The organism is Moorena sp. SIOASIH (assembly GCF_010671925.1).
Lineage (GTDB): Bacteria > Cyanobacteriota > Cyanobacteriia > Cyanobacteriales > Coleofasciculaceae > Moorena.
The window spans coordinates 257,088-280,669 of record NZ_JAAHIH010000009.1 but is presented as its reverse complement, the minus strand read 5'-3'; the positions used below and the strand labels follow the sequence as shown (position 1 = coordinate 280,669).

Sequence of the window (23,582 nt, the reverse complement as noted above, 5' to 3'; positions counted from 1 at the left end):
CTTAATACTGTCCACTAAGCTGGTCAGTATTGGGCTTCTGGGTTTAGTAGAAGTTTGTAATAGCAAAGGGGGGAACAGGGAGTAGGGAGTAGGGAGTAGGGAGTAGGGAGTAGCGATGCAGCGCGGTCTTGGGGAGGCAGCGCGGTCTTGGGGGTTCCCACGGGGCAAACAGCGGTGCGGAACCTGCGTCCGCACCGCTGTTTGCCCCTCCCCATGAGCGACTGCCGTGGTTTCCCCCATGAGCGACTGCATCAAGACGGGAGTAGAAAACAAAAATTCTCACAATTCCTACACCGATCCCTAAAGATATAGCACTATGCATTAAGGTGTTTGACATTGATAAAAGTTGAAAAGCTAATGCACGTCAACTTTTAGGTGCGACCCGAAGGTGCGCTTTCCGCGACGGAAAGCGCACCTTTGCCTCTTGCCTCTTGCCTCTTGCCTCTTGCCTTGCAGGTAGCGCTATAACTTTCTAACGGACTTAGGAAATAACTCGTGTTCGTTAATAATTTCTATCTTATAGCTGAGTTTAATAGCTGAGTTTAGTAGACGTTTGACACTAAGGGCGCTTTGAAATTATAATATTTTTATAGGTATAGTTTTTGGAATCCAGAAATGAACAAGTGCGTTTGTACTACTGAAGCGGCATCTCTTTTAGGTATTTCTCCTCGCCGATTGCGCCAACTCCTAGAGAAGGGTCGCGTCCGAGGTGCCTATAAAAGTGGAAAATTCTGGATTATTCCCCTGTTCAACAATCTGCCCCAAATCATTAAAGGTACTAGAGGACCAAAAGGAAAATGGCGTACCAGTCGTCCTCCGGCTCTAGCCAAGATTAATGTCAACCGCAATCACATTGGCTCGAATATCCACAAAAGCCCTCAAGAGCGCAAGCCAGTGATTTCAGTAAAACGAAGTGGCAACAATGTATACGGCAACCAGGTCGAAATCCTCGGTCCTTGCCGGATTGTATATCAGCCAGACACTCCACTGCCTTGTGGCGCTCGTCTGTGGATCGAAACCTTCAGTGATGTTCACTTTATTGGTGGTAGTTTTTCTGCTCGTGGTTGAAAACTGATTGCTAGATGCACAGCAGAAGACAGATATCAAAGTTTGTCGAGGATGGCAACAACTGATCACAAAACTGTGATCAAAGAACTATGGAAAGCGCCCGAATTTTATTCGTGGGCATTGATTCGTTGCAAAAACTTTTCCAACCGATCCATCCCCTTCTCAATGGAAGCCATATCCGTAGCATAGGACAGACGGATACAATCATCAGCACCAAAGGCAATACCAGGAATTGCAGCAACTTGCTCGGAACTGAGCAAGCGATCGCAGAATTCTAAAGAGGTTAAACCAGTTTCACTGATATTAGGGAATAAGTAGAAAGCAGCGTCTGGCTTCAGACAAGTCAGTCCAGGCATGGCCGTCAGGCGCTCTAACATGACCTGTCGCCGTTGGCCAAAGGCTTGGCGCATCTGTTCTACACAGTCAAGGGAACCTTCCAAAGCTGCGATCGCACCATACTGAGCAAAGGTACAAACATTAGAGGTGCTGTGACTTTGAATCGTGGTCATTGCTTTAATTAGCTCTACTGGACCGGCTATATAACCGATACGCCAGCCGGTCATGGCAAAGGCTTTAGCAAACCCATTACTAATGATAGTGCGCTTGAATATTTCTGAGCCTACTGCCCCAATACTAAGGTGTTGAGCCCCATCGTAGCGAATTTTCTCGTAAATTTCGTCAGAAACCACCAGAATATCTTGCTCTACCACCACCTCCGCCAAGGCTTTTAGCTCTGCGGGAGTATAAACCATACCGGTGGGATTAGACGGAGAGTTAAGAATAAATAATTTAGTTTGGGGTGTAATGGATGAACGGAGCTGAGCCGGTGTAATTTTGTACCCTTGAGTGGCATCTGTAGGGACAATCACAGGTTTGCCCCCAGCCAGCTTCACCATTTCTGGATAGGAAAGCCAATAGGGAGCAGGAATAATCACCTCATCTCCCACTTCAATCAGGGCCAGCATCAAGTTGAATAGGGATTGCTTACCGCCGTTGGTGACAATAACGTTTTGTGTATCGTAATCCAGGTTATTCTCATGGCGCAGTTTATTTGCGATCGCAGCTCTTAGCTTCGGTTCCCCAGCGGCTGGACCATACTTAGTCTTTCCTTCATCCAGGGCTTGCTTACTGGCTGCTTTAATATGAGCGGGAGTGTCAAAATCCGGTTCTCCGGCGCTAAAACTACAAACATCAATCCCATCTGCCTTCATGGCTTTGGCTTTAGCAGCAATGGCTAAAGTTAAGGAAGGGGTAACTTGACCAACTCTTGATGCCAGCTTCATTCTCAAAAATAATAACTGAGGAATTGTTAATCCGATTGCCTTGACAATCTTCCTATTATCTCATAATAGCTAGCCATTCAGAATTAATTTTAGATTTTTTTTAGCTTTTTTTAAGATTTATTTTATCTTTCAGCCTTGTGCCTTTGTTATTTAATCAGGGCTAATCAATGCTGTAGAGGTTTGCTGTCAAACCATGAACTTACGTTAACTAAAGACTAGAAACTATATATTTCTTAAATTGATGTGTTTTTTTGCTGCAATTTACTGCCAATTAATTCAGACTAAAATTTATTGTTTACTTGATTAAGTAGCAGGGCAAACGCATCTAAGTTCTAGAAGCCTTACTCAGACAGGTGCGCGCCTCCAAGGGCGAGTAAATCGCCCTTGGGTAGCACCTCAAGATAGCAAAATTTATAAGCAAAATTACTTATCGTATGACTCTCCTATCGAGTAAGCATTTCAAAATAAGATGTGTTTAACCTGGGACTAAGTAAGTAGCTATAAAAGTGTAAGCATTCAGGCGTCAGCTATTAGCTATCAGCTATCAGCATTCTGAATTAAATTCTCCCGTTTGCGCATTGCGCATTGGGCACGCTAAGCGAACGAGGTTTATTCTAAGTACCTCAAGTAGCGTGGCCGTTGGCCTTGGCCAACGGCTGACCGCTGACCGCTGATAGCTGAATGCTTACATAAAAGTTTGTCAGTTCTAAGTGTCAAAGTCCTGAGTTTTTTCCAGCACTTTGGTAGTGAGGAACTGACTCAAGGGCTTTCATCAAAGCGCGAAATTTGCCCCGACAAGTTTGTTTGGGCTTCTTTGTGTCTACTAATTGATTTTCCTGTCACTGTCGGAAGAGGATATTGTAAATGTTAGAGGTAGAGAAATACTACAGAATCTTGGAGCTGGAGCCTGGAGCTTCACAGGAGGAGATTCACCAGGGCTACCTCGATTTGACCTGGGTATGGCATCCTGACCGTTTTTCTGGTAATCCCCGGCTACAACAGAAAGCTCACTGCAAGTTGCAACAAATCAATGAAGCTCATGCCCAATTGCGCTCTTTACAAAGAACTCTCGGTTGGAAAAATAGACACCCTCAGCCAAAACCCCAGAAGCAATCACCATTAAAAAACCAATATCGTAAGTCAGACTTATATAAACGGGAAGTTGATCCTGTAACCACCGAAGCTAGTGAAAGTAAAACTGGGAGTCAGAATCAGGGAAGTCCAAAGTCTAGGCGTGTCTATCGCAGCCAGAAAATCGATGATTGGTTAGATTAACTTACTGTATATAGTTAATACGAGCATATAGCTCCTCTGGGCAGGCACGAACAGACTAATCGCGCTTAGTAGCCTGGGCTTAGTACAATCAACTTAGGTGTCGTAGCTCACGTAGCTGGTTATTACCAAAAATTTTGGGTAATCGCGCCCCGTCCTTATAGGAGAAGAAACCTTAGATAGGGTCGCCTTAATCAATAAGTTTTAACCTTTTTACTCATAGCCTGCCAACCATAAAGGCGACCCTATCTTACGGTAACTTCTAGGACGGCTTTTCTTTAAACTTTATCTTGACAGTTTGTGATAGGTGTGCTATAAGGAAAATATAAACAATAAACTAAAAGACTAAATAGATACTATCTAACTAACAATAAGTAGACAACGTAAAAAATATGTATCAGATACATATTGCGTAATTTGGTCTAGCGATGCAGCGCGGTCTTGGGGAGGCAGCGCGGTCTTGGGGGTTCCCCCCATGAGCGACTGCCGTGGTTTCCCCCACTCGCGCTTTGCATCAAGACAACGACTTAAACGTCTATGAAAAATTTAGATAAAAAAAAGTACCTATCTATCTAATATAAAAAAAAGGTACGGTGGGGCACACCGGAACCTGGCTCTGAAATGATCTAAACGCTCGGGGAGATTTGTCCTCTACTGTTCCTGGTTACGACCTGGCCCACGCAAGACGAGTCGTTGATCCAATAATCCCCGTTCTTACAGGACGGGGATTGTCAATTGTGATAACTTGATCGGTGCTTTAATTGCTTAACGTTTCTACATCCTGTCGGTAGGCAATTAAGGCGTGACGATTCCGGTATTCAGCTATACCACGCAGAATTGCATCAGACACTTCCCGGGATACGATGGTCTTAATTTCAACATTGGTGTTGTAGCCCGGAATATCTCCTAGGCGTCTGCCGTGACCACCTTCTCCCCGTACATCACTAACAGTATAACCAGTAGCCCCGTGGCTTTTGATTAGCTTCACAAGGCTTTCTCTAATTACTGATTCACCAATGATGGTGACTAAGACAGCACTATTGATGGGAGCATCTTCTGTAGACATAAGAAAGTCCTTAATTCCTGACATCTATTAGTCTAGAATCTTCTACTCTAGACTAATAGATGTTAATTTTTAGTCGTTAATGGGATTGACCTACGGTCACGCTACGGGAACGCATTGACAACCAAGCTCAACTATACCGATTAGTGGGTAATTTCAAATCCCTGCAAACCTTCCGGTGTCTCATTCTTAACCACCACATTGTCAACCACAGCATTTAACGGTCCGGTATGACACCAACGAACCATAGCTTCTACTGCTGCGGTTTTCCCTTCAAACACTGCTTCCACACGCTTATCAAGAAGATTTCTGACCCAGCCATTCACCCCTAGATGCTTAGCTTGAAGCATTGTGGCGTAGCGATAACCAACTCCTTGAACTCTTCCGGAAATGAAAACATGGGTGCGGATTTGCTTGTGTGGTGTTGATGAGTTTTGCATTGAGCAGTTTGCTGTTGACTACACCAATTAATGTTGAAGGTTGTTCGCCGTAGGCGTCCGAAGTAGGCGAGGTTGACTGTAACACGCTTTGCTTACGGTCAACCTTCAACCAACCTTCAACATAGTTACCCCAAAGCATGGAAATTGATCGTATTGTTTAGCTACAGCGCACCAGCGGCTGTTTTATCCAATACACCTCCAGATAGGTGTGTGGTGATATTCATGGCTTGCAATACTGGGGCTTTGTCTAAGCCTTGGGGATAATCAATTACACTGACAGCCCCATTTCCCTGCTTGATATTCCAAATTAATGCTGGACTCAAGCCAAGAATGTCACAAAGTACTACTTTATTGATAGCATCATGAGCCACCACTAAGCCAGTCTGAAATCCAGAACCAGATGCCGTAGCCGATTGAACTATCCCATTCCAGGATGGCATTGCCCTTTCCAAAACATCCTGTAAGTTCTCTCCTTCTGGCATTTGTACCGTTTCTGGGGCAACTTTCCACTGATCGAGCAATTCACCATACTCTTGGGTAATCTCTGACTCTAATTTGCCCTCCCATAAGCCATGACTGATTTCCCGGAGTCCATCATCAAGTTGCAAATTGACATTGGGGTGAGACTGAAGAATGATTTCAGCAGTTTCCTTAGGACGCAGCATGGGGCTACTGACTGCAAAATCAATGGAGACATCTTTTAGAAACTCACCCGCCTGCTGTCCTTGTTTACGACCATTATCATTTAAAGGTACATCAATCTGTCCCTGAAAGCGAGACGCACGATTCCAATCGGTTTCACCATGGCGCACCAACAACAGACGCAACCCTTGGTCAAGGGCACCTCTTGTTGGCAAGGTTTCTCCCAAGTGGGAGGTTTGATTGAGGGATTCCAATTGTACAGTTTCTCCCCAAGCACCAGTGAAATTTAGCACATTGATGCCACAATTGGATTGCCTGATACTATGGTAACGAGCTGGAGAAACCCCAATGGCACTGCTAATTAAGCAGCGATTGATACCATTATGGGCTACGATTAAAATCGTACCTCCTTGATAGAGGGGGATAACCTCTTGCCAAAACTGCTCTGCTTGTTTATACAGTTCAAGCACGGGAAAGTGTTCTTTAGACCCGACCGCTGTGGGAATGACCATGGAAAATTCATGGGGGCGTTCTTTCCAGTGGTGGTAGTCTTCTGGGAATTTTTCCAAAACTTCGTTCTTTTGCAGATTTTGCCAAAGGGGTAAATCGATTTCCATCAGCTGATCTGATGGCTGTAACTGGGGAGCGTCTGGCAAATAGGATAGGATAATCTCTGCGGTTTGCTTTGCCCGTTGTAAAGGGGAGCAGTAGATAGCATCAAAGCTGAGGCTACTGAGGGCAGTACCAACTTTTTGGGCATCAGCACGACCTTTGTCGGTCAAGACTGACTGATCACTGCGTCCTTGAATGATCTGCTGAGTGTTGTAAGTACTTTGACCGTGACGGACAATAACGACGCGGGTAGCCAATCTCTTATTCCTCCATGAGCAGGTATGTGGTTCAGCCGGGTCAGCTAGGGTGACAAATGCATACTGGGTCTACTGAGATGATTCCGAATCATCAAAGTAATTGTAACCTACCTAGATCATCCCTAAAGTGGCAGTGTAAAGTTGGTGACTGGTTATTGGTTAGTTGTCCATTGACCAGCAACAAATAACTAGTGACCGAAAATCCTGAGGGCGCAAGCCCCTGAATTCTATTCATGGGGTTAGCCCGAACGGGAATTTATTCCCTAACTGTTCGGGGACTTTTAAATAATGATTGTAGTCTATAGTAAGTAAAGTAAGAACCCAAGGAGGTGATACACGAGTGTTGGTCATGGAGTTCAAGGCTGTTCTCAAAGAGCCTCAAAGGTTGGCAATAAATGAAGCCATTAGAACGGCTCGCTTTGTCCGCAATAAAGTACTTCGGTACTGGATGGACAATCGTGGTACAGGGAAAAAAGAACTCTATCGTTACAACACTCAACTAAGAGACGAATTCAAGTTTGTCAGAGACCTCAACAGTCATGCTTGTCAGGCATCAGTTGAGAATGTAGAACGCGCTATCAAACGTTTCTTTGATAATTGCAAGAAGAAAATCCCTGGGAAGAAAGGTTATCCCCGTTTCAAAAAGCATTCTAGGTCAGTCGAATATAAGCAATCTGGATGGAAGTTATCCCCAGACAAGAAGTCCATAAACTTTACCGATAATAAAGGCATTGGGCAAGTCAATATCAAAGGTACCTGGGACTTGTGGCGCTTCGACCAGAAGCTAATAAAACGAGTTCGGATTGTCCAGAGAGCTGATGGCTATTATGTCCAGTTCTGTGTGAAAGTAGAGAACCAAGAACAACTAGAAGCCACTGGGTTTACTATTGGATTGGACGTTGGCTTAAAGGAGTTTTACACAGACTCTGATGGATACTCAGAACCTAACCCACGATTTTACCGAAAAGGGGAAAAACGTTTAAAGTTTTATCAACGCCGAGTATCTCGCAAAAAGAAAGGCTCATCTAACCGTAAAAAGGCCATTAATAGATTAGGTAGACATCACCTTAAAATAAGTAGGCAACGTGAAGAACATGCCAAGAGACTGGTTAGAAGTTACCGTAAGAATAAAGAAGCCTTTATGGTTAGTCGGCTATGCATAAAAGGGTTAAATCTTTGTTATTAAGGCTTCTTTATTCTAAGGTTTCGTCTCCGGCACGTTGCGTAATCCGGTCTAACGACCTGGTCGCTTACGAAGATTTGAGGGTTAAAAATTTAGTTAAAAATCACTGTCTCGCTAAGTCTATTAATGATGCAGGTTGGTACCAGTTTAGGGAATGGTTGGAATATTTTGGGCAAAAGTTTGGTCGGATAACTGTTGCAGTTAATCCTGCCTATACAAGCCAGAATTGTTCCAAATGTGGTGAAGTGGTCAAGAAGTCATTATCAACTCGAACCCATGTCTGTCAGTGTGGGTGTCGGCTAGACCGCGACCATAATGCCGCCAAAAATATCCTAACTAGAGCCTTGAGTACCGTGGGGCACACGGGAACTTTACTTAACGCTTGGGGAGAATTGGCCTCTACTCTTCCTGATTCCGGTCTGGTTGAGCAAGTCAGCTCGTTGAACCAAGAATCCCCCTGATTCTATCAGTGGGGAGTGTCAATAATGAACAAAACGCTTGTGTGTTGAGGGGTTCGATGACTATAAAACGGTTGGTTTTGATTGTACTGACGATTTTTGCGATCGCTAGAATTGGCCTTTCTCTGGTAGAAAGCTGGGGTCAGCCCCAGATTCAAACTAGTCTGGAACTTCGCCAAACCAATCTAGTACTCCATGGCTGGGAGTGGAAAAACACAACCTCTGATTCTGCCACATCTGAGCAGTCTAATCAGGAGTTTAAGGTAGATTGGACTGCGGCTCGTAATGCTTTGATTGGTGCTGAGCCGTTTCAATCTGCTCAAAAACAGTATGAAACAGCCCGTCAATTGGCTCAGACCAATCAGTCAAAGGTCCTGACCAAACTCCAAAAATTTTCTATAGGGAAGATAACCACACCGAACGATGGAGTGCAATCACAATCACCAGTCACTCCCCTGACCCAAAACTCCTATCCCTCCGAGCAGCAGCAATTGCAACAGTCATTGTCTGACATCGAACAGCTGATTGCTAAGCTGGATTTGCGTATTGGAATTCTCCAAGCTCAACAAGGAAAAGCCGATGCTGCTATTCAAACCTGGGATGCACAGACATACCCTAATGGCTCATTAGAAACTGCCAGGGTATTAATGGGTCTATGGAGTGATCCACCTCTGGTACTACCAGATGCTGAGCAAAAAATTGAACAAAACTTAGATAATTGGTTCCGCTATCGCGCGTTGAGTCAGCTGTATCAATTGCAGCAGCGCCAAAGTGACCTATTGTCACTCCAAACCCAAGAACAAGAAACGGCTGAACAAGCAATTGTCAAATTATTCGTTATCGCTGTCATCCCAGGATTTAATACCCTATTGGGTTTGGTAATCTTAGTGTGCTTGGTTGGTCAGTTGTTGTTTCAAGGTAAGCAATCCGTTCTAGCAAGGAATGATAATGTCCCATGGAAAACAGCTTGGGATGGGGAAATTATTTGGCAAGTGCTGATTTTTGGGTTTTTCGCCATCGGTCAACTCCTGTTACCCCTTGTAATTGGGCTGTCACTAGGGATTGTTGGGATTAACCCAGCCAATTTTACGGTACAGATGAGTGCGTTCTATGTGTTGCTAACTTACCTAATCATGGCATTTGGTGGCTTGTTAGTGATGTACCTTTCCATTAAGCCCTTTTTGCCCCTGCCGGAGGATTGGTTTCGGTTCAAGTGGCGCAGCAACTGGATTGTCTGGGGAGTCGGTGGCTATTTGATTGCACTCCCCTTGGTGATTGTGGTATCTCTGATTAACCAACAGTTATGGCAAGGAAACGGCGGTAGTAACCCACTGTTGCCCCTAGCTTTGGAGGGACAGGACACTATAGCTTTAATCATATTTTTTCTGACAGCAGCTGTGGCAGCACCAGTGTTTGAGGAGATAATCTTTCGAGGGTTCTTGTTGCCCTCTTTGACTCGTTATCTACCAGTTTGGGGAGCGATCGCATTAAGTAGTCTGATTTTTGCGATCGCTCATTTGAGTCTCTCAGAAGTCCTACCCCTAGCCACATTGGGAATTGTCTTGGGAGTGGTTTACACGCGATCGCGTAATCTCCTAGCTCCCATGCTGCTCCATAGTCTCTGGAATAGTGGTACGCTTCTGAGTTTATTTGTTTTAGGGAGTAGTTAACAAGTAAGTTTGACGTTTGAAGTATCAAGTGTGAAGTATTAAGTCTGAAGTATGACGTGTGACATGCTTCATCCTTCAAAAAACACCATAAAGCTGTTTAATAAATACCATAATCTGATTGCCGTACTCCAAATCTGGATTCCAACGTCTGCCTAAGTCATAAACTGAAGGAGCAACACCTCTGGGCACATAGTCGAAACGAGGGTCTACTATCGGGGGATCGTTAATCATATCAGTACTGGCATATGCCTTCAGGTGCTGAATGTGAGCTTTAACTCCTGTTTTCGGGTCAGCAAACGTAGCACCAGCAGCACTAGCATCAACGGTACCCAATCCACAAAAGTTATTCTGCTCAGGTTTTACCTTACCTCCAAAGCGTAAATAATCGGTTTCCACACACATCTGACAGAAGGCAACATCGTGGTTAACTCCCTCATTTTCCGCTTCTTCTATGTAAAGTCTGGGTAAGTCAGGAAATTGTTTTAAACCGTCTTGATTAGTTTTTTCAAGAAAGCTTTTCAATTGGCTTTCAGTGGTATTTCCCATCCCCATAATTTGGTCAGCATCTTCCAGTAAGGTGCGGGGAAGTGGATTTAAAATTACAGTTTTTGTCTGATTTTCCCAGGATGCAGCTATATTAAAGTCCTGTAATTCTACCGCTTTGATATAGACAACATTTCCGTAACTGATTTGGCGAATATCTTCCCGATCAGTTAGGCTAATCCCGAGCATTTCCACTAAATCAACGGGAATAAAGGCATTGCTATTAATTAAAATCCCTTTTTCGTCATACTTCTGTTGTTTAATAAAGATATTGATAGTAGGAAACTCAGGAGTTTTTGGAGTCTGACCGCTCCATTGAATTAACCCTTGAGCAATCCCTTTGGCAAATTTTTCCCGCTGATTTTGCAGTAAGTCTAGGTCTTGAGGATTGTCGATAAAACACAACTGCATCAGTACCGAAGAGACTGCTACCTGACGACAAAAGGATAAGCCGCGCCGATGTGGAGAGTGGATATCTGGTTTAACGCCACGACTGGGAAATTCAGGAATTTCTTGGAGTAAGGCATTCAGTAAGAGTTGAGCATCCAGCTGCCTTTCATCGTTACCATAGATGTAAAAGGCTTGAGCCCCTCGCAGGGAACCGTTAAAGGCATTGCCATGGATTTCCAAGGCTACGTCACCAGGCACAGCATTGGCATTGATCCATCGAATCGTGTCTTGAAGACTGAGAGAGTCAGGAACAACTATACAATCTACTCCCCGTAATTCCAGCTCTTTAACAATTTCGTTACGGGTAAGTATCATTTCCCGAGATTCTGTTGTGCCTAAAGCCACTACTCCCGGGTCTTTGAGGTCATGACCAGCGGAAATTATAATACGTGCCATGGGTTGGTTTCTTCTCCTTAGTTTACCGTTTTTTGGTCGGAAAATAATTCGGTAGATAGCTTTAAAAAGTCGTGCTAATAGCTTACGCATTTCGCATTTAAATTGTCAGTTACGGAGAAACAATCAATGATGATTGATGAATGATGAATATCTCTGGAACTTGTTAATGAATCATAGATTGTTTGGCCATTGACCATTACCATTAGGTTAGGGTCAATGGTGCTTGCTTAAAGTCCCATCTTGGCACGGGTTGCTGGTCCGACAATTCCATCTACATCTAAACCGTTTTGTTCTTGGAACTGCTTTACAACTGCCTCGCTACCTCGTCCATAGACACCATCCACATCCAGACTATAGCCTGCTTTGGCCAAGGCTTGTTGAATAGCACGCACGTCTTCTCCCTTCATGTAAGGTTGGCTTAGGCGCAGTACCCGAAATTGTATTGACTTCTCAGATTCTTTCTTGGAGGGTACCGAGATCGAAAACCCTTCTGAAAAACTATTGTTTAGTCGTCTCTCGGTTGATGGTCCGTAGGAACCATCTTCGGAAATCCGGTCATTGATATTATAGCGGTTCCAAACTCGCTGGAATGCCCGCACTGCTAGGGCGCGAATGTCTCGGGTACCTCTGCCTACGTAGTCGAAATGAACTGGGTCCCCCCAACCGAGCCATCGCCAGCCGTACTTCTGGAGGTAAGGTCGCCAGCTAAGGTAATCTGAAATATCAATGGCTAGACCACTTTGGTGATTACTTCGAGACGGACGGGCAGCAATGGGAATACCGCAACGGCGATTTCTGTAGTGGTTATATAGTATTAATTGCTGGGCAATGGTGCGATAGGCTGAATTTACTACCATGGGAACGCCCCGGTCTTGAATAGCACGTTCGAGGGCTCTTTTGGCAGCGGGTTGGAGCATAGCCCAGACCGCAGGACCTAGTTGCACATCTAAATCATCAAAGCTGATTAGTACATTTGGGATCAGTCGGTTCATTTCATCAATAATCTGCTTGTCTAGCCCCCGAACCACTTCTGTGGAGCAGGAGGTAACATTCCTGACCTTGATGGATATTTTCTTGGGGAACAACTGCTTGTCGTCATCCCAAACCTCGACATGGGGTTCGTAGACGTACCAGGTATTCTTGCCATTAAATTCATCTTTGGTCAAAGCAACCCGCAGGTAAGACTTCTCTTCTTTGAGGTCTACCCAGCTGTGCAGCTCTAGTTCCCTGCCTTTTTTGACCCAAACTTTATCCTCTTCATTTTCGATCTTCTGGCTGGGTACGGGTTGCTGTTTTAGGAAGGTATCATGTACGATTTTCAAAGATAAGACCATCAGTTTCCCTCATAGATGAAATGGTGGCAGTAGTCGTGATTGGTGAGTCGTGATTGGTGAGTCGTGATTGGTATTTGTTAGTTCAAGTACACTCCTGCCTAGGAGGAGTGATTAGGACGTTTCAAGCTAGCTGTTGTTAGCCCTACCAAGCTCAAGACTCTTCCACTATATATTCATATTCAATACTAGAGCCTGGGATTACGGCCAAATGTTTGACAAAATTGGGCAGAATCCTCCGCTTATAACAGTTAGAGTCAAGAGGATATTAATGTCCTTGGTTAGTTCGACAGGAAACAGCTAATGACTGGGTTACCGAAAGCTCTGAGGGCTCATCCCCTAACTTATAGTTATGGGGATGAGCCCGAAGGGAATTTATTCCCCGTCAGCTAATTTTGATCTCGAATGCTGATACTGGCTCCGATAGTATATAATTAGATAGTAAGGCACGCCAGTATTGGAGATAACCCTTTGATATAAGTAGGTAACGTAAAAAATGTGTCTTGAGAATGCACATTGCGTAATTCAATCTAACGATATGATGGCCTATGAAAGTCATTGGGCAAGAAATTAAAGAAAGCCTGGCAAGTCTTAGGAAAAACCCTGAGTACGGTGGGGCACACCGGAACTTAGATCAATGATCTGAACGCTTGGGGAGATTTGACCTCTACTGTGGTTGGTGTAAACCTGTCACGGCAAGTCAGTTCTGTGAGCCAAGAATCCCCCTGCTTATAGCTGTGGGGAGTGTCAACATGCCCAATCCCTGTTAATGCAATCAGTATCTCACCCTTAATTCCTATTATGTCTGCTTTAACAATCCTTCGGAAAGGTGTAGTAAAATCGTGGGACAAAAATTTTATTTGCTTGTGCCAGTTTAATAACTGGCATATTATTTAGTAATAACTTACATATTTATGATAATAAACAAAAATTACAATAGTTAGGGCGCACGTCTGTGCGCCCTACAAATAGCTTGAATTTTCTGATGCAAGCGCTCTCAACAACAGACAGCGCTTCACTTGCCATCAATTAAGATTATTCGATGATCTCAAACATAGCGATCTGCGAGAATTTCCAAAGCACGGTCTGAGCATCCCATTAACCACAGGTTTGACATCCCAGTTTTCTCCCCTAGCAAAATTCGCCGTCTACAGCGGAAGGTTTCTTCCTCCAAGTAGGCTCCTAGCAAGCTTCGTTTCAGGGAAGGACTCCAGATACCGGTACGTCCATGGAGCACTCGCCAGTTGTTAACTACTAACACCTGTCCGGGAGTCAGTAGAAATTCGGCATTATAGTCAGGATCTTGTAAGAGTTGGGAAAATCTTCGGTAGGCTGTCAATAAGTCTTGAATTTTATCGTAGGAAACCTCTAGGGGTATCCTGGTGTTGTGGTTATACCGAATCTGATACACTTCTCCATTTTCATCCAAGTTAATTAGATGATTGCGCCGGTAAGCTTCCCATTCGTATTTCCGGGGGCTGGAATCATTTTCCGATAGTTTCTCCTCCACAGAGAGTCGTCGGCGACCTGCTGGTATATATTCTGTAGTAAGTAGCTCAAAGAAGTAGGGGTTTTCGGTTTTGATTACCTCTGCTAATTTGAAACCATCAACGACGGTAGAATAGGCTTGTCTGTCGTTATCCGGGTTGTCGTAGAGGGTACATTGCAGAAATTGGATTCCAGTGGGAATATCGTAGGCAGTAACGTCTGTATGATTTCTTAAACGCCCCAATTGATAAGAATGTTGGATAGCCTGAGCAACTGCGTTCTTTCTATCCATAGTAAATACATTGGTGGGATGATAACGTTGCCTTAAAGGCCCCACCCGTTCCACCAATGCCCGAAAGCTTGGTTCGTCATTTGGAGCATTCTCAATTACTGCTACCCCTAGTTCGACGAGCTGATTCAGGTAGGACAATAAAACTTCGTTATCATTCATCACCTCATGATAATCAAAATAAGAGATAGATACTGATGCATCCCAAAGTTGAGGTTTTGATTTTTGTTTAAGGGCTGGGTCATCGTAACAATGAACTCGTAGCCAGGAAGGATCGAATACACTGTGATGCCCTGTTTCCTGACCACCCCAGACAATATCCAAATTGCCTTCACGATCAATTGTCACCTCTTGAGGAGTTGGGTTTAGGGGCATTTTGAGGAGGTCATGTCCGCTATTGAGGCTTAAGGTATCTCGCTGAAAGCATTTAGGACAGCGACAGCTATCTAGGAGCCAGAGATGATGGTAAAAGCTTTGATGGCCATCTTTCCAAGTGATCTCTACACCATTGTCATGGGTTGCTATGGATTTGATGCAAAAAGCGGGTTTGAGTTGTCGAAGTAGCGTGGTCATTTTAATTTAAAGCTCCTATGTATCAAACTCCTATGTATTTGGTTTCTTTAGATTGTGGTGCGGTCTGCGAGCATTTCTAAAGCACGGTCTGAGCATCCCATTAACCAGATATCTGACATACCGCTTTTTTTGCCTAGTAACAGTCGCCGTCTGCTACGAAATGTTTCTGGTTTCATGTAGGCTCCCAGTAAAACTCGTGGCAGCTGAGGATTGTGAATGGCGGTACGCCCGTGGAGTAATCGCCAGTTATCGTTAACTAATACTTGTCCCGGAGCGATCAGAAATTCAGCGTTATATTCAGGAGCTTCAGCTAGTGCCGTAAATGCTTGGTAGGCTGCATATAAGTCTTGAATTTTATCAGGGGAAACCTCTAGTGGCACTCGGTCTTTTTCATGGTGACGAATCTGGTAGACTTCACCCGTTTCATCTAAATTAATTACATGCTGGCGATGATAAGTTTCCCATTGATACTTCTTGGTGCCAATTTCATGCTTAGATACCTTTTCTTCTACACCCAGGCGACGGCGACCGGTTGGCACATACTCTGTGGTCAGCAACTCGAAGAATTTTGGCTGTTGGGTTCTGAGAACTTCGGCAATTTTGAACCCATCCACTAGGGTAGAATATGCCTGTTTGTCATTGTCTGGGTTATCGTATTGGATACATCCGAGAAATTGCAGTCTGGGAGGAACGTTGTAAGATACATGGTCTGTGTGATTATGTAAACGTTCCATATACTGATAGGCGTGGTGAATATTTCCTGCCAGTTTGTTTGCTGTATCCAACGTAAAGATATTGGTGGGATGATATCGTTGTTGGATCGGTCCAATCCGCTCTATCAGTGCCTGAAAACTCTCTCGATTCTTGGGGACGTTGTCAATGATGACCACTCCCAATTCCAGCATCTTGTCCAACCACAGCAACAGTGCCCAATCGTCTTTCATCACTTCGTAGTAATCGAAATGAGGGATGGACACTGATGAATCCCACAGTTGGGGTTTTCGTCGCTGTTTGAGGGCGGGGTCTGTTTGACAGTGAACTCGCAGCCAAGATGGATCGAATACACTGTGATGTCCAGGTTCTTGACCGCCCCAGACTATATCTAAATTGCCTTCACGATCAATCTTGACCGCTTCAGTGATGGGATTGAGTGGCATTTTCAGGGGGTCATGTCCTTCCCCTTCTGAGCTGTTCAGGCTCAATGTATCCCGCTGGAAGCATTCGGGACAGTGGCAAGCATCCCGCAGCCAGAGGTTATGGTAAAAGCTGTGATGACCATCTTTCCAAGTGACTTGTACACCGTTGTTGGTCACTGCAACTGATTCGATCCGAAAAGCGGCTTTGAGTTGCCGTAGTAGGGTTGTCATCTTTCACCTTTATCCTTTATATTACTTAGTTTACATTTATCAGAGTGGGAGAGTTTGAGAGGAAAAAGAATACCCCGTCCTCTTAAATCGAGGATGAATTTTTCCTCTCAAATAGTGTTAATTTAATAAGTAAAGATCCCGAAAACTGGGCAAAAAACCCTACTCAGCTACCGACCGTGCGGGAGAAAGTTACGCCCAGGTCGATAGCAGCCAATTAGGTTGTGCAAGCGATGCAGCGCGGTCTTGGGAAGGCAGCGCGGTCTTGGGAAGGCAGCGCGGTCTTGGGGGTTTCCCCCACTCGCTATTGCCGTGGTTTCCCCCACTCGCTATTGCCGTGGTTTCCCCCACTCGCTATTGCCGTGGTTTCCCCCACTCGCTATTGCCGTGGTTTCCCCCACTCGCTATTGCCGTGGTTTCCCCCACTCGCTATTGCCGTGGTTTCCCCCACTCGCTATTGCCGTGGTTTCCCCCACTCGCTATTGCCGTGGTTTCCCCCACTCGCTATTGCCGTGGTTTCCCCCACTCGCTATTGCATCAAGAGAAGGAATCCCCATTCCTGCGACGGATGGGGAATTTCAATTGAGGACTAGGCTTCAGCCCCCACCATTACCTCTGACTTAGAGGTCAATTGTTTGCCATTAGTGGTTTGATAGCCGTTGTATTCCAGTCTCTCTCCATTAGGAGTGAGAGTCTGGTAAAACACTTCTTGACAGCAGTTGTTTTCATCAGCAATCAGTACCCGCGCTTGGTGTCCGCTACTCAAAATTTCAGCGCGATCGCATTGCTCGTTTGCCCAGATAATCAAGGTATCTCCCTCTTTGCACAGTAGCGCTCCCCCTCCATTGGGACAAATTTTTCCTGAACCTGCTTCTCCTGGCAACACATAGGTTGACCAGCGATTGCCATTGTCAATGTTGACAATTTCTACTTCTTCGAGGGGTAAAATCCCTACCTGTGCCAGCAAGTTGGAGTCAATCGTGACACTGCCCACATAGTGGCGGTTTGCCTCAGTCACACGCACTCGATGTAGCTTGGCGTGCATTAGTTTGATGGTCGCCATGATTTCTCCTCCGTTGAGTTTAATGAATTAAAATTCAATTGACTTGAACGAGCCTATTTCTGGACTTACCAATTGGAATCTTACAATCTCTGTTTGAGATTGCTATACCATCGTTTAAATAATCACCAAAAACCTAAATCACTTCGGTTAATCAGTGATTTATGAGTCTCGAAATACGGATTTTTTCTCGTCTGCCATGATTACTAAATAGGCGATTTTTAGCAGCTATTCAGTAATCGAAGTTAACACATTTTTTGATACATCACTATTTTCCGGAAAATACATCGATTTACCTTTCTCCCTCCCGCCCTATCCCTTTCTATCCATTGAAATAGCCAGTTTAACAGTTACTTAACTGGCGCTCTAGCTCCTTTAGAAGCGGCTAGGGAAAATACTTGCACTTCAAATTATAGAAAATCATCTGTTTCTATCCATTCCGTGCTGTGTTTGCTATCTATATTGTCAGTCTTCTTCAGGTTTACGAAGGGGAATCTTTAGACAAGTATCTTGCTCCTTCAACAATAGACAATCTACGGTAGCATAGATACTGCCTTGTTTATTTTTATAGACTACTTCTCCAGACAGTGGTAAGGGAGCTGTGTGCCATACTCCAGGATGAATTGATATGCCGTAACTACCATCAGAGTAAAGCGCTACAAAATCTTCTGCTTTGACATTGTCCCCAGGAGGCGCTAATAGAAAGATACTAGGTTCACCATTTTTAGGAATAAAAGCCTCTCCTGCATCTAGATGGGCGCTAAGCCAATGCACTAGCACATAGTTAGAGTTAGTTTCAGGATCAACTACAGCCTTTCCAGCTGCACCACCGCGAGCATTTTTATGGTCAGCGGAAAGCACCGTAGAACCACGCCAATATACTTTGAATTCGTCTTCAATAAATGTACCATAACCCCCCCTAGCAATAAGAGGTCGTTTTCCTGGGTTTGGCCATTTACACAACTCTATTTCAACATCTTCAAAATCCGTGAATACAGTTCCTAATCCTTCAGCATTTTTTGAGTTTAGCTTTTTTAATGGAACGTCATAGTATTTGCATGGTGTAGCCATGATTTCCCCTTAAACTATCAGCAATTAGTGCTTTTTAAGCACTAGAGCAACCATTGGTTCTGTTTCAAAGATGTTAAACTCTACTCGATCGAGTATACTCCATGACAGCTCTTCGAGAATCTCTTGTAATGAATCGTTGCTTTCGTAGTAGTCAACTCGCAGGGTGAGGACAAAATATCCTCCAGACTTCAATAGTTCGAATAGGTTTCGCAACCCTTTAGGATGGGCGTGACCAAAGGTGAATACCCCCAACACCACAATCCCGTCGAACGCCTCAGGAGTAGAGAAGGTTAGAGGTTCTGCCACGTTCCCTTGGTGCAAGGCCGTGTAAACTTGCTTCTTCCTTGCTACCTCCAGCATTTCCTCGGAGAAGTCAACTGCTGTAATGTTGGTGTATCCTAGGTCTGCCAGAGCCTCACCTACCATTCCTGTACCTGCTCCAACATCAAGAATGCTTGCTGCTTTATTTGGCAGTACCTTTGCCAGAGCGCCAGCGGATATAACGGGAGAGCAGCGATAGGTCTCGTCTAAGTCAGCATCGTAAATGGTAGCCCAAGCATTATACTTATCTTGTAACGTTTTTTCATCATTAGTTCCGTAGATCCACGAGACGCGATCGCTTACCTTTTGACAGCGATAGAAACTCCATCCCAGTTCCCGAGCTGTAATCGCCTCGCACATCTTATCATAGGAAGCGCTAAGTTTCGGATATTTGCTCAGAGCTAGCTCTGACAACAGTTGGTAGCTCTTATTGAGGTGTTCGCTCAAGTCTTTAGCCTCCAACACCATCAAGCCAATTTCACTGAGTGTTTTTGCGTAGGACTCATAGCTAAATGTTGGTTCAAACAGTAGTCGTTGATAAACGTGCTTTTGGCCTTCTGCGCTGATCTCGGACACTGGAGTGATCAGATCATCGAATAGGAAGATGCCTTGTTCTTGAAGAACACGGTAAATCTCCTTCAGAGCTAGCTCCCGCTGGTGGACATGGTAAAGGGTGGCTTGGCTCCAGACATGGGTAAAGGAATTGTCTGAGAAAGGTAGGCTAGTTACTGATGCTTTCTGAAAAGAGAGGCGTAGGGAGGGATACTCCTGAGCCAAAGCCTTGGCATTGCCAACCCGGACTGCACTGATGTCAATGCCCACAACTTCACATCCTGTCTGCTGGGCTAGCCAGATAGCGGTGTTGCCGTTGCCGCAACCGATATCCAGTACGCGAGATTCAGTAGTCAGCCCACTCCAGGCGAGCATAGATTCATTCCAACGGTGGCAAGCTGGCACAAAGTCTTGAGCACGAGCGTCCGCTAAGTTGTCAAAATAGCCCCAATGTAAACTGCCTTCAGAATCCCAGAAGCTACGATACATGCTGTCTTCGTGATCGTAAAACGCTTCTGTGTCCGCTTCTGTATATTTTTGTGTCATGTTGTTCGTCTAAGTTGAGACTTACAAGTGAGACTTACTACATTTTCAGCGAAGTTCCCTTCATGAGAGTAAATTCATAAGTGCTCGTTTCTTGAAATACTTCATATTTACTTCATATTTACTTGATATTCTCCTTCATAATTCCCTGGCCTTTTGGCCTAAAGGCCAAAAGGCCAAGGTCAATCGCAATTCTATGGACTAAGCTACTGGCACAGTTAATCTATTTAGGGCTTTTTTTATCAACTATTAACACCTCCAAAACTTGTCGAAACCCTTAAGTTAGTGCTATCTCAATTATCTAAGCTGGGGAAGCTTTTTTTTTCCAAGTCTCCTGCTGTCGTCATTTAGATAAACACCAAAATAATGATAACCATTAACCAAAAACTGTAGCCTAGTTGAGCAGCTCTTAGCCTAAGCTGGAAATAAGAGGAATGTGTTCTTCTTAATCCTCAAGGGATTGCCACTATTACTGAAGCTGTTCACCAAATCTATGCCAAAATCTATCCCAACTTCCGCCAAGACTACCTTAACTCAACCAGCTTTGCCTGTAGAAACGATCACATTAGATGTAACTGGCATGAAATGTGCTGGTTGTGTTGGTGTAGTGGAACGGCAACTGAGCAGTAACCCTGGGGTATCGAAAGCCTGTGTGAATCTCGTAACTGGGGTAGCTGTGGTAGAGTATCAAGCTGGTGAGGTGGAAGCAACTGTCTTAGCTGAGCTGCTTACATCAAAAGGGTTTCCTAGTCAACCCCGTTTACCTGAAACTGAGCAGGGAACTAAGAGCCAGGATAGGTTAACACCAGCCCAGAGACATCAGCAAGAAGCCAGAGCATACCGCCAGCAACTAGTGATTGCTGCTGTCCTGATTTTCTTCTCTACAGTGGGACATATCGGTCATTGGTTCCATGGACCAATGCTGCCAGTATTGAGTACTTTGTGGTTCCATTGGGGACTGGCAACTCTAGCGCTACTATTACCTGGACGCTCTATTATCGTAGAGGGTGGGCGTGGTTTGTGGCACGGTGCTCCCAATATGAATACGTTGATCGGACTGGGGGCGGTGACGGCTTACACCACTAGCTGTGTGGCATTACTATTCCCTAACCTGGGATGGGAATGTTTCTTTGATGAGCCAGTGATGTTGCTGGGTTTTATTCTTTTAGGTCGGACCTTAGAGCAAGGAGCAAGATATCAAGCTACTGCTGACTTTGAGTCTTTGCTATCCCTACAGCCTCAGGTAGCCCGGTTGATTGGAACATTAGACAGTAAAGAAGGTGATCAAGCGGGTATCGAAATTCCTGTGGAGCAAGTCCGGGTGGGAGAATGGTTAAGGATATTACCTGGGGAAAAAGTTCCTGTCGATGGGGAAGTGATTACTGGACTCTCATCGATTGATGAGTCAATGCTGACGGGGGAATCTCTACCAGTATTGAAGCAACCAGGGGACATGGTCACTGGTGGTACGTTGAATCAATCGGGAGTGCTGGTGGTAAAGGCAACCCGTACTGGTAAAGAAACTACTCTGGCACAAATTGTAGCGCTAGTGGAGGAAGCGCAAACTCGGAAAGCGCCAGTACAGCAGTTAGCGGATTTGGTAGCAGGGTATTTTACCTATGGGGTGATGGCGATCGCATTTTTAACGTTCCTATTTTGGTACGTGGCTGGGACTAAAATCTGGCCGGAGGTCTGGTCAACCATGGCGGCTTCTCCATTACTGTTGAGTTTAAAATTAGCGATCGCAGTTTTAGTGATTGCTTGTCCCTGTGCCTTGGGTCTAGCCACACCTACCGCCATTCTAGTCGGTACCAGCCTGGGGGCAAAGCGGGGCTTATTAATCAAAGGTGGTGACATTTTAGAACAGGTGCATCGGCTGGATACTGTGGTTTTTGACAAAACCGGTACCCTAACTCAGGGTGAACCCACGGTTACCGATTGCCTGCTGATTCAACCTGACACCGGGAATGAGATACAGAGCGGGATTGGTACGAAAACCATTGCTCTATCTTCTGCTAGCCAATTGCTGCAACTGGCAGCAGCAGCAGAAAGTGGCACATCCCATCCCTTAGGTAGGGCAATTGTTACCGAAGCTCAACAGCAACAGTTACCGATGTTAGGGGCTCAAGATTTTTACACAGAAGCAGGATTGGGAGTATCAGCTTTAGTAGAAAAGCAACGGGTAGTGCTTGGCAGTGCAGACTGGTTGAGTAAGCAGGGTATTACGATTAGTGATACTGCTCAAGGGGAAGTCAAGGCTTTGGCAGATGGGGGTAAAACAGTAGTTTCCGTAGCTGTTGATGGGGTACTAGCTGGATTAATTGGTGTGAATGATGTTCCGAGATTGGAGGCTAAAGAAACAGTAGAACACCTCAAAGACCTAGGATTGCGGGTGATGATGGTAACTGGTGACAGACCGGAAGTGGCGGCTGCTGTGGCCAAAACTTTGTCAATAGAGCCAGAGGATGTTATTGCTGGGGTGCTTCCCGATGGCAAAGCTAATGCGATCGCAAACCTTCAAGACCAGGGACACTGTGTGGCTATGGTGGGAGATGGCATCAATGATAGTCCAGCTCTAGCACAAGCTGATGTCGGGATTGCCTTGCATGGTGGAACCGATGTAGCAGCGGAAACAGCAGGAATTATTCTGATTGGTAATAACTTGCTCGATGTGGTCAAGTCCATAGACCTATCACGAGCAACCTTCAACAAAATCCGCCAGAATCTGTTTTGGGCATTCGGTTACAATATATTGGGTATTCCCATTGCCGCTGGTGGGCTACTACCAGGATTTGGGATGGTACTTTCTCCTGCTGCTGCTGGTGCCTTCATGGCTTTCAGCTCAGTCAGTGTTGTCACAAACTCTCTGCTGCTAACCCGTTTACGGAGTTAGTTCAAGTTCGGTTGAATACCTATAATAGACCATCAGAGCAGCAAGGTTTCAGAAGGCTACAGTTTCCTGAGTCATCGGAAGCCACCGCCATAGGGTAAGCTTGGCCTCTGGTAGTTTACTTTTATTGATTCAAGGGCTTGTGACAGTTGAGTAAAATATCCACTAATCTACCACTATCTCCAAGCCTGTGGGAGATTATAACTATGGCACTACCACGACCTAAGGCGGTCGAACTTACGGGACTCTCCAGGAACACTCTAAGGAAGTATGGAGATAATGGGACAATCAAATGCGAAAAAACCCCAGGAGGAACTAGATTCTTTGACACAGAGAGCAAGCTCTGCCTCGGTGCCAGATCATCTAAACATCTTCAAGCTGTTTGCTGCTACTGCCTCCTCAGCAGTAGCAAACAAAGGGACGACCTCGCCAGGCAAGTCGCCTACAAGCACTCCCTCTTCCCGGAAGCGGAGATTATCATTGACATCGGTTCAGGACTCAACTACAAAAGAAAAGGACTTAGAACCATATTGGAGCGAATTGTGCTCGGAGATCAGCTCACGATTGTTGTTGCCTGTAGAGACCGACTTACCCGATTCGGGTTTGAACTTATTGAGTACCTGGTCGGTATCAACGGTGGAAAAATCCTGGTTCTCGACCAACCTGAAAGTTGTCCAGAATCAGAGCAAGCCGCAGATCTTCTCTGAATCATTCACGTCTTTTCTTGCCGCGTCCACGGACTCCGAAAGTACGGTTCGAAAAT

General features: G+C 45.0%; 18 protein-coding genes and 1 pseudogene. 6 read left to right on the top strand and 13 right to left on the bottom strand.

Annotated features, from left to right (window positions below):
- Positions 1–43: 43 nt before the first annotated feature.
- On the bottom strand, positions 44–283 hold the full coding sequence (locus F6J90_RS40700) for a hypothetical protein (protein ID WP_293107776.1): 240 nt from the start codon (positions 281–283) through the stop codon (positions 44–46).
- Between the two features lie 332 nt (positions 284–615).
- Between F6J90_RS40700 and F6J90_RS40695 the strand changes: the two genes are divergently transcribed.
- The gene (locus F6J90_RS40695; RefSeq protein WP_293107773.1) at positions 616–1,068 is read left to right on the top strand and encodes a helix-turn-helix domain-containing protein; all 453 of its coding nucleotides are present in this window, start codon (positions 616–618) and stop codon (positions 1,066–1,068) included.
- A gap of 107 nt (positions 1,069–1,175) precedes the next feature.
- On the opposite strand, the gene F6J90_RS40690 is transcribed toward F6J90_RS40695, so the two are convergent.
- Positions 1,176–2,351, bottom strand: coding sequence for a pyridoxal phosphate-dependent aminotransferase (locus tag F6J90_RS40690; protein WP_293107770.1), 1,176 nt, complete (start codon positions 2,349–2,351; stop codon positions 1,176–1,178).
- A gap of 864 nt (positions 2,352–3,215) precedes the next feature.
- On the opposite strand from F6J90_RS40690, the gene F6J90_RS40685 reads away from it, so the two are divergent.
- A complete protein-coding gene (locus F6J90_RS40685; protein WP_293107768.1) occupies positions 3,216–3,626 on the top strand; it encodes a J domain-containing protein in 411 nt (136 codons plus the stop codon).
- Positions 3,627–4,380: 754 nt separating this feature from the next.
- Here F6J90_RS40685 and F6J90_RS40680 read toward each other — a convergent pair.
- From F6J90_RS40680 to F6J90_RS40670, 3 genes are all read right to left on the bottom strand, one after another.
- Positions 4,381–4,689, bottom strand: coding sequence for a hypothetical protein (locus tag F6J90_RS40680; RefSeq protein ID WP_293107765.1), 309 nt, complete (start codon positions 4,687–4,689; stop codon positions 4,381–4,383).
- A 140-nt stretch (positions 4,690–4,829) separates the two neighbouring features.
- Positions 4,830–5,126, bottom strand: coding sequence for an acylphosphatase (locus F6J90_RS40675; protein ID WP_293107762.1), 297 nt, complete (start codon positions 5,124–5,126; stop codon positions 4,830–4,832).
- Between the two features lie 161 nt (positions 5,127–5,287).
- Positions 5,288–6,637 (bottom strand): histidine phosphatase family protein, encoded by a 1,350-nt coding sequence (locus F6J90_RS40670; protein WP_293107759.1) that lies wholly within the window; start codon positions 6,635–6,637, stop codon positions 5,288–5,290.
- Positions 6,638–6,986: 349 nt separating this feature from the next.
- Between F6J90_RS40670 and F6J90_RS40665 the strand changes: the two are divergent.
- A pseudogene (locus tag F6J90_RS40665) lies at positions 6,987–8,281 on the top strand (transposase).
- Positions 8,282–8,337: 56 nt separating this feature from the next.
- Positions 8,338–9,948 (top strand): type II CAAX endopeptidase family protein, encoded by a 1,611-nt coding sequence (locus F6J90_RS40660; RefSeq protein WP_293107756.1) that lies wholly within the window; start codon positions 8,338–8,340, stop codon positions 9,946–9,948.
- A 75-nt stretch (positions 9,949–10,023) separates the two neighbouring features.
- On the opposite strand, the gene F6J90_RS40655 is transcribed toward F6J90_RS40660, so the two are convergent.
- From F6J90_RS40655 to F6J90_RS40615, 8 genes are all read right to left on the bottom strand, one after another.
- Entirely contained in the window at positions 10,024–11,337 is a 1,314-nt protein-coding gene (locus F6J90_RS40655) for an N-acetylmuramoyl-L-alanine amidase (RefSeq protein ID WP_293107753.1), read from the bottom strand.
- Between the two features lie 227 nt (positions 11,338–11,564).
- Positions 11,565–12,671 carry a peptidoglycan-binding protein gene (locus F6J90_RS40650; protein ID WP_293107750.1) on the bottom strand — a complete coding sequence of 369 codons (1,107 nt, stop codon included), beginning with the start codon at positions 12,669–12,671 and terminating at the stop codon, positions 11,565–11,567.
- 1,045 nt (positions 12,672–13,716) lie between these two features.
- Positions 13,717–15,018 (bottom strand): TauD/TfdA family dioxygenase, encoded by a 1,302-nt coding sequence (locus tag F6J90_RS40640; protein ID WP_293107747.1) that lies wholly within the window; start codon positions 15,016–15,018, stop codon positions 13,717–13,719.
- 47 nt (positions 15,019–15,065) lie between these two features.
- Positions 15,066–16,385 (bottom strand): TauD/TfdA family dioxygenase, encoded by a 1,320-nt coding sequence (locus F6J90_RS40635; protein ID WP_293107743.1) that lies wholly within the window; start codon positions 16,383–16,385, stop codon positions 15,066–15,068.
- A 189-nt stretch (positions 16,386–16,574) separates the two neighbouring features.
- The gene (locus tag F6J90_RS40630) at positions 16,575–16,733 is read right to left on the bottom strand and encodes a hypothetical protein (RefSeq protein ID WP_293107740.1); all 159 of its coding nucleotides are present in this window, start codon (positions 16,731–16,733) and stop codon (positions 16,575–16,577) included.
- Positions 16,734–16,971: 238 nt separating this feature from the next.
- Entirely contained in the window at positions 16,972–17,445 is a 474-nt protein-coding gene (panD, locus tag F6J90_RS40625) for an aspartate 1-decarboxylase (protein WP_293107737.1), read from the bottom strand.
- Between the two features lie 462 nt (positions 17,446–17,907).
- Positions 17,908–18,513 (bottom strand): ureidoglycolate lyase, encoded by a 606-nt coding sequence (locus F6J90_RS40620; protein ID WP_293072206.1) that lies wholly within the window; start codon positions 18,511–18,513, stop codon positions 17,908–17,910.
- 24 nt (positions 18,514–18,537) lie between these two features.
- A complete protein-coding gene (locus tag F6J90_RS40615) occupies positions 18,538–19,932 on the bottom strand; it encodes a methyltransferase domain-containing protein (protein ID WP_293107734.1) in 1,395 nt (464 codons plus the stop codon).
- A gap of 490 nt (positions 19,933–20,422) precedes the next feature.
- Between F6J90_RS40615 and F6J90_RS40610 the strand changes: the two genes are divergently transcribed.
- On the top strand, positions 20,423–22,822 hold the full coding sequence (locus tag F6J90_RS40610) for a heavy metal translocating P-type ATPase (protein WP_293107731.1): 2,400 nt from the start codon (positions 20,423–20,425) through the stop codon (positions 22,820–22,822).
- A 203-nt stretch (positions 22,823–23,025) separates the two neighbouring features.
- Positions 23,026–23,526, top strand: coding sequence for an IS607 family transposase (locus tag F6J90_RS40605; RefSeq protein ID WP_293093903.1), 501 nt, complete (start codon positions 23,026–23,028; stop codon positions 23,524–23,526).
- The last annotated feature ends 56 nt before the right edge of the window (positions 23,527–23,582 follow it).

Bases quoted from the DNA above. Each gene is read 5' to 3' on its own strand.
- F6J90_RS40695 (WP_293107773.1), top strand. From the start codon at position 616: ATGAACAAGTGCGTTTGTACTACTGAAGCGGCATCTCTTTTAGGTATT.
- F6J90_RS40690 (WP_293107770.1), bottom strand. From the start codon at position 2,351: ATGAAGCTGGCATCAAGAGTTGGTCAAGTTACCCCTTCCTTAACTTTA.
- F6J90_RS40685 (WP_293107768.1), top strand. From the start codon at position 3,216: ATGTTAGAGGTAGAGAAATACTACAGAATCTTGGAGCTGGAGCCTGGA.
- F6J90_RS40680 (WP_293107765.1), bottom strand. From the start codon at position 4,689: ATGTCTACAGAAGATGCTCCCATCAATAGTGCTGTCTTAGTCACCATC.
- F6J90_RS40675 (WP_293107762.1), bottom strand. From the start codon at position 5,126: ATGCAAAACTCATCAACACCACACAAGCAAATCCGCACCCATGTTTTC.
- F6J90_RS40660 (WP_293107756.1), top strand. From the start codon at position 8,338: ATGACTATAAAACGGTTGGTTTTGATTGTACTGACGATTTTTGCGATC.
- F6J90_RS40655 (WP_293107753.1), bottom strand. From the start codon at position 11,337: ATGGCACGTATTATAATTTCCGCTGGTCATGACCTCAAAGACCCGGGA.
- F6J90_RS40650 (WP_293107750.1), bottom strand. From the start codon at position 12,671: ATGGTCTTATCTTTGAAAATCGTACATGATACCTTCCTAAAACAGCAA.
- F6J90_RS40640 (WP_293107747.1), bottom strand. From the start codon at position 15,018: ATGACCACGCTACTTCGACAACTCAAACCCGCTTTTTGCATCAAATCC.
- F6J90_RS40635 (WP_293107743.1), bottom strand. From the start codon at position 16,385: ATGACAACCCTACTACGGCAACTCAAAGCCGCTTTTCGGATCGAATCA.
- panD (WP_293107737.1), bottom strand. From the start codon at position 17,445: ATGGCGACCATCAAACTAATGCACGCCAAGCTACATCGAGTGCGTGTG.
- F6J90_RS40620 (WP_293072206.1), bottom strand. From the start codon at position 18,513: ATGGCTACACCATGCAAATACTATGACGTTCCATTAAAAAAGCTAAAC.
- F6J90_RS40615 (WP_293107734.1), bottom strand. From the start codon at position 19,932: ATGACACAAAAATATACAGAAGCGGACACAGAAGCGTTTTACGATCAC.
- F6J90_RS40610 (WP_293107731.1), top strand. From the start codon at position 20,423: ATGCCAAAATCTATCCCAACTTCCGCCAAGACTACCTTAACTCAACCA.
- F6J90_RS40605 (WP_293093903.1), top strand. From the start codon at position 23,026: ATGGCACTACCACGACCTAAGGCGGTCGAACTTACGGGACTCTCCAGG.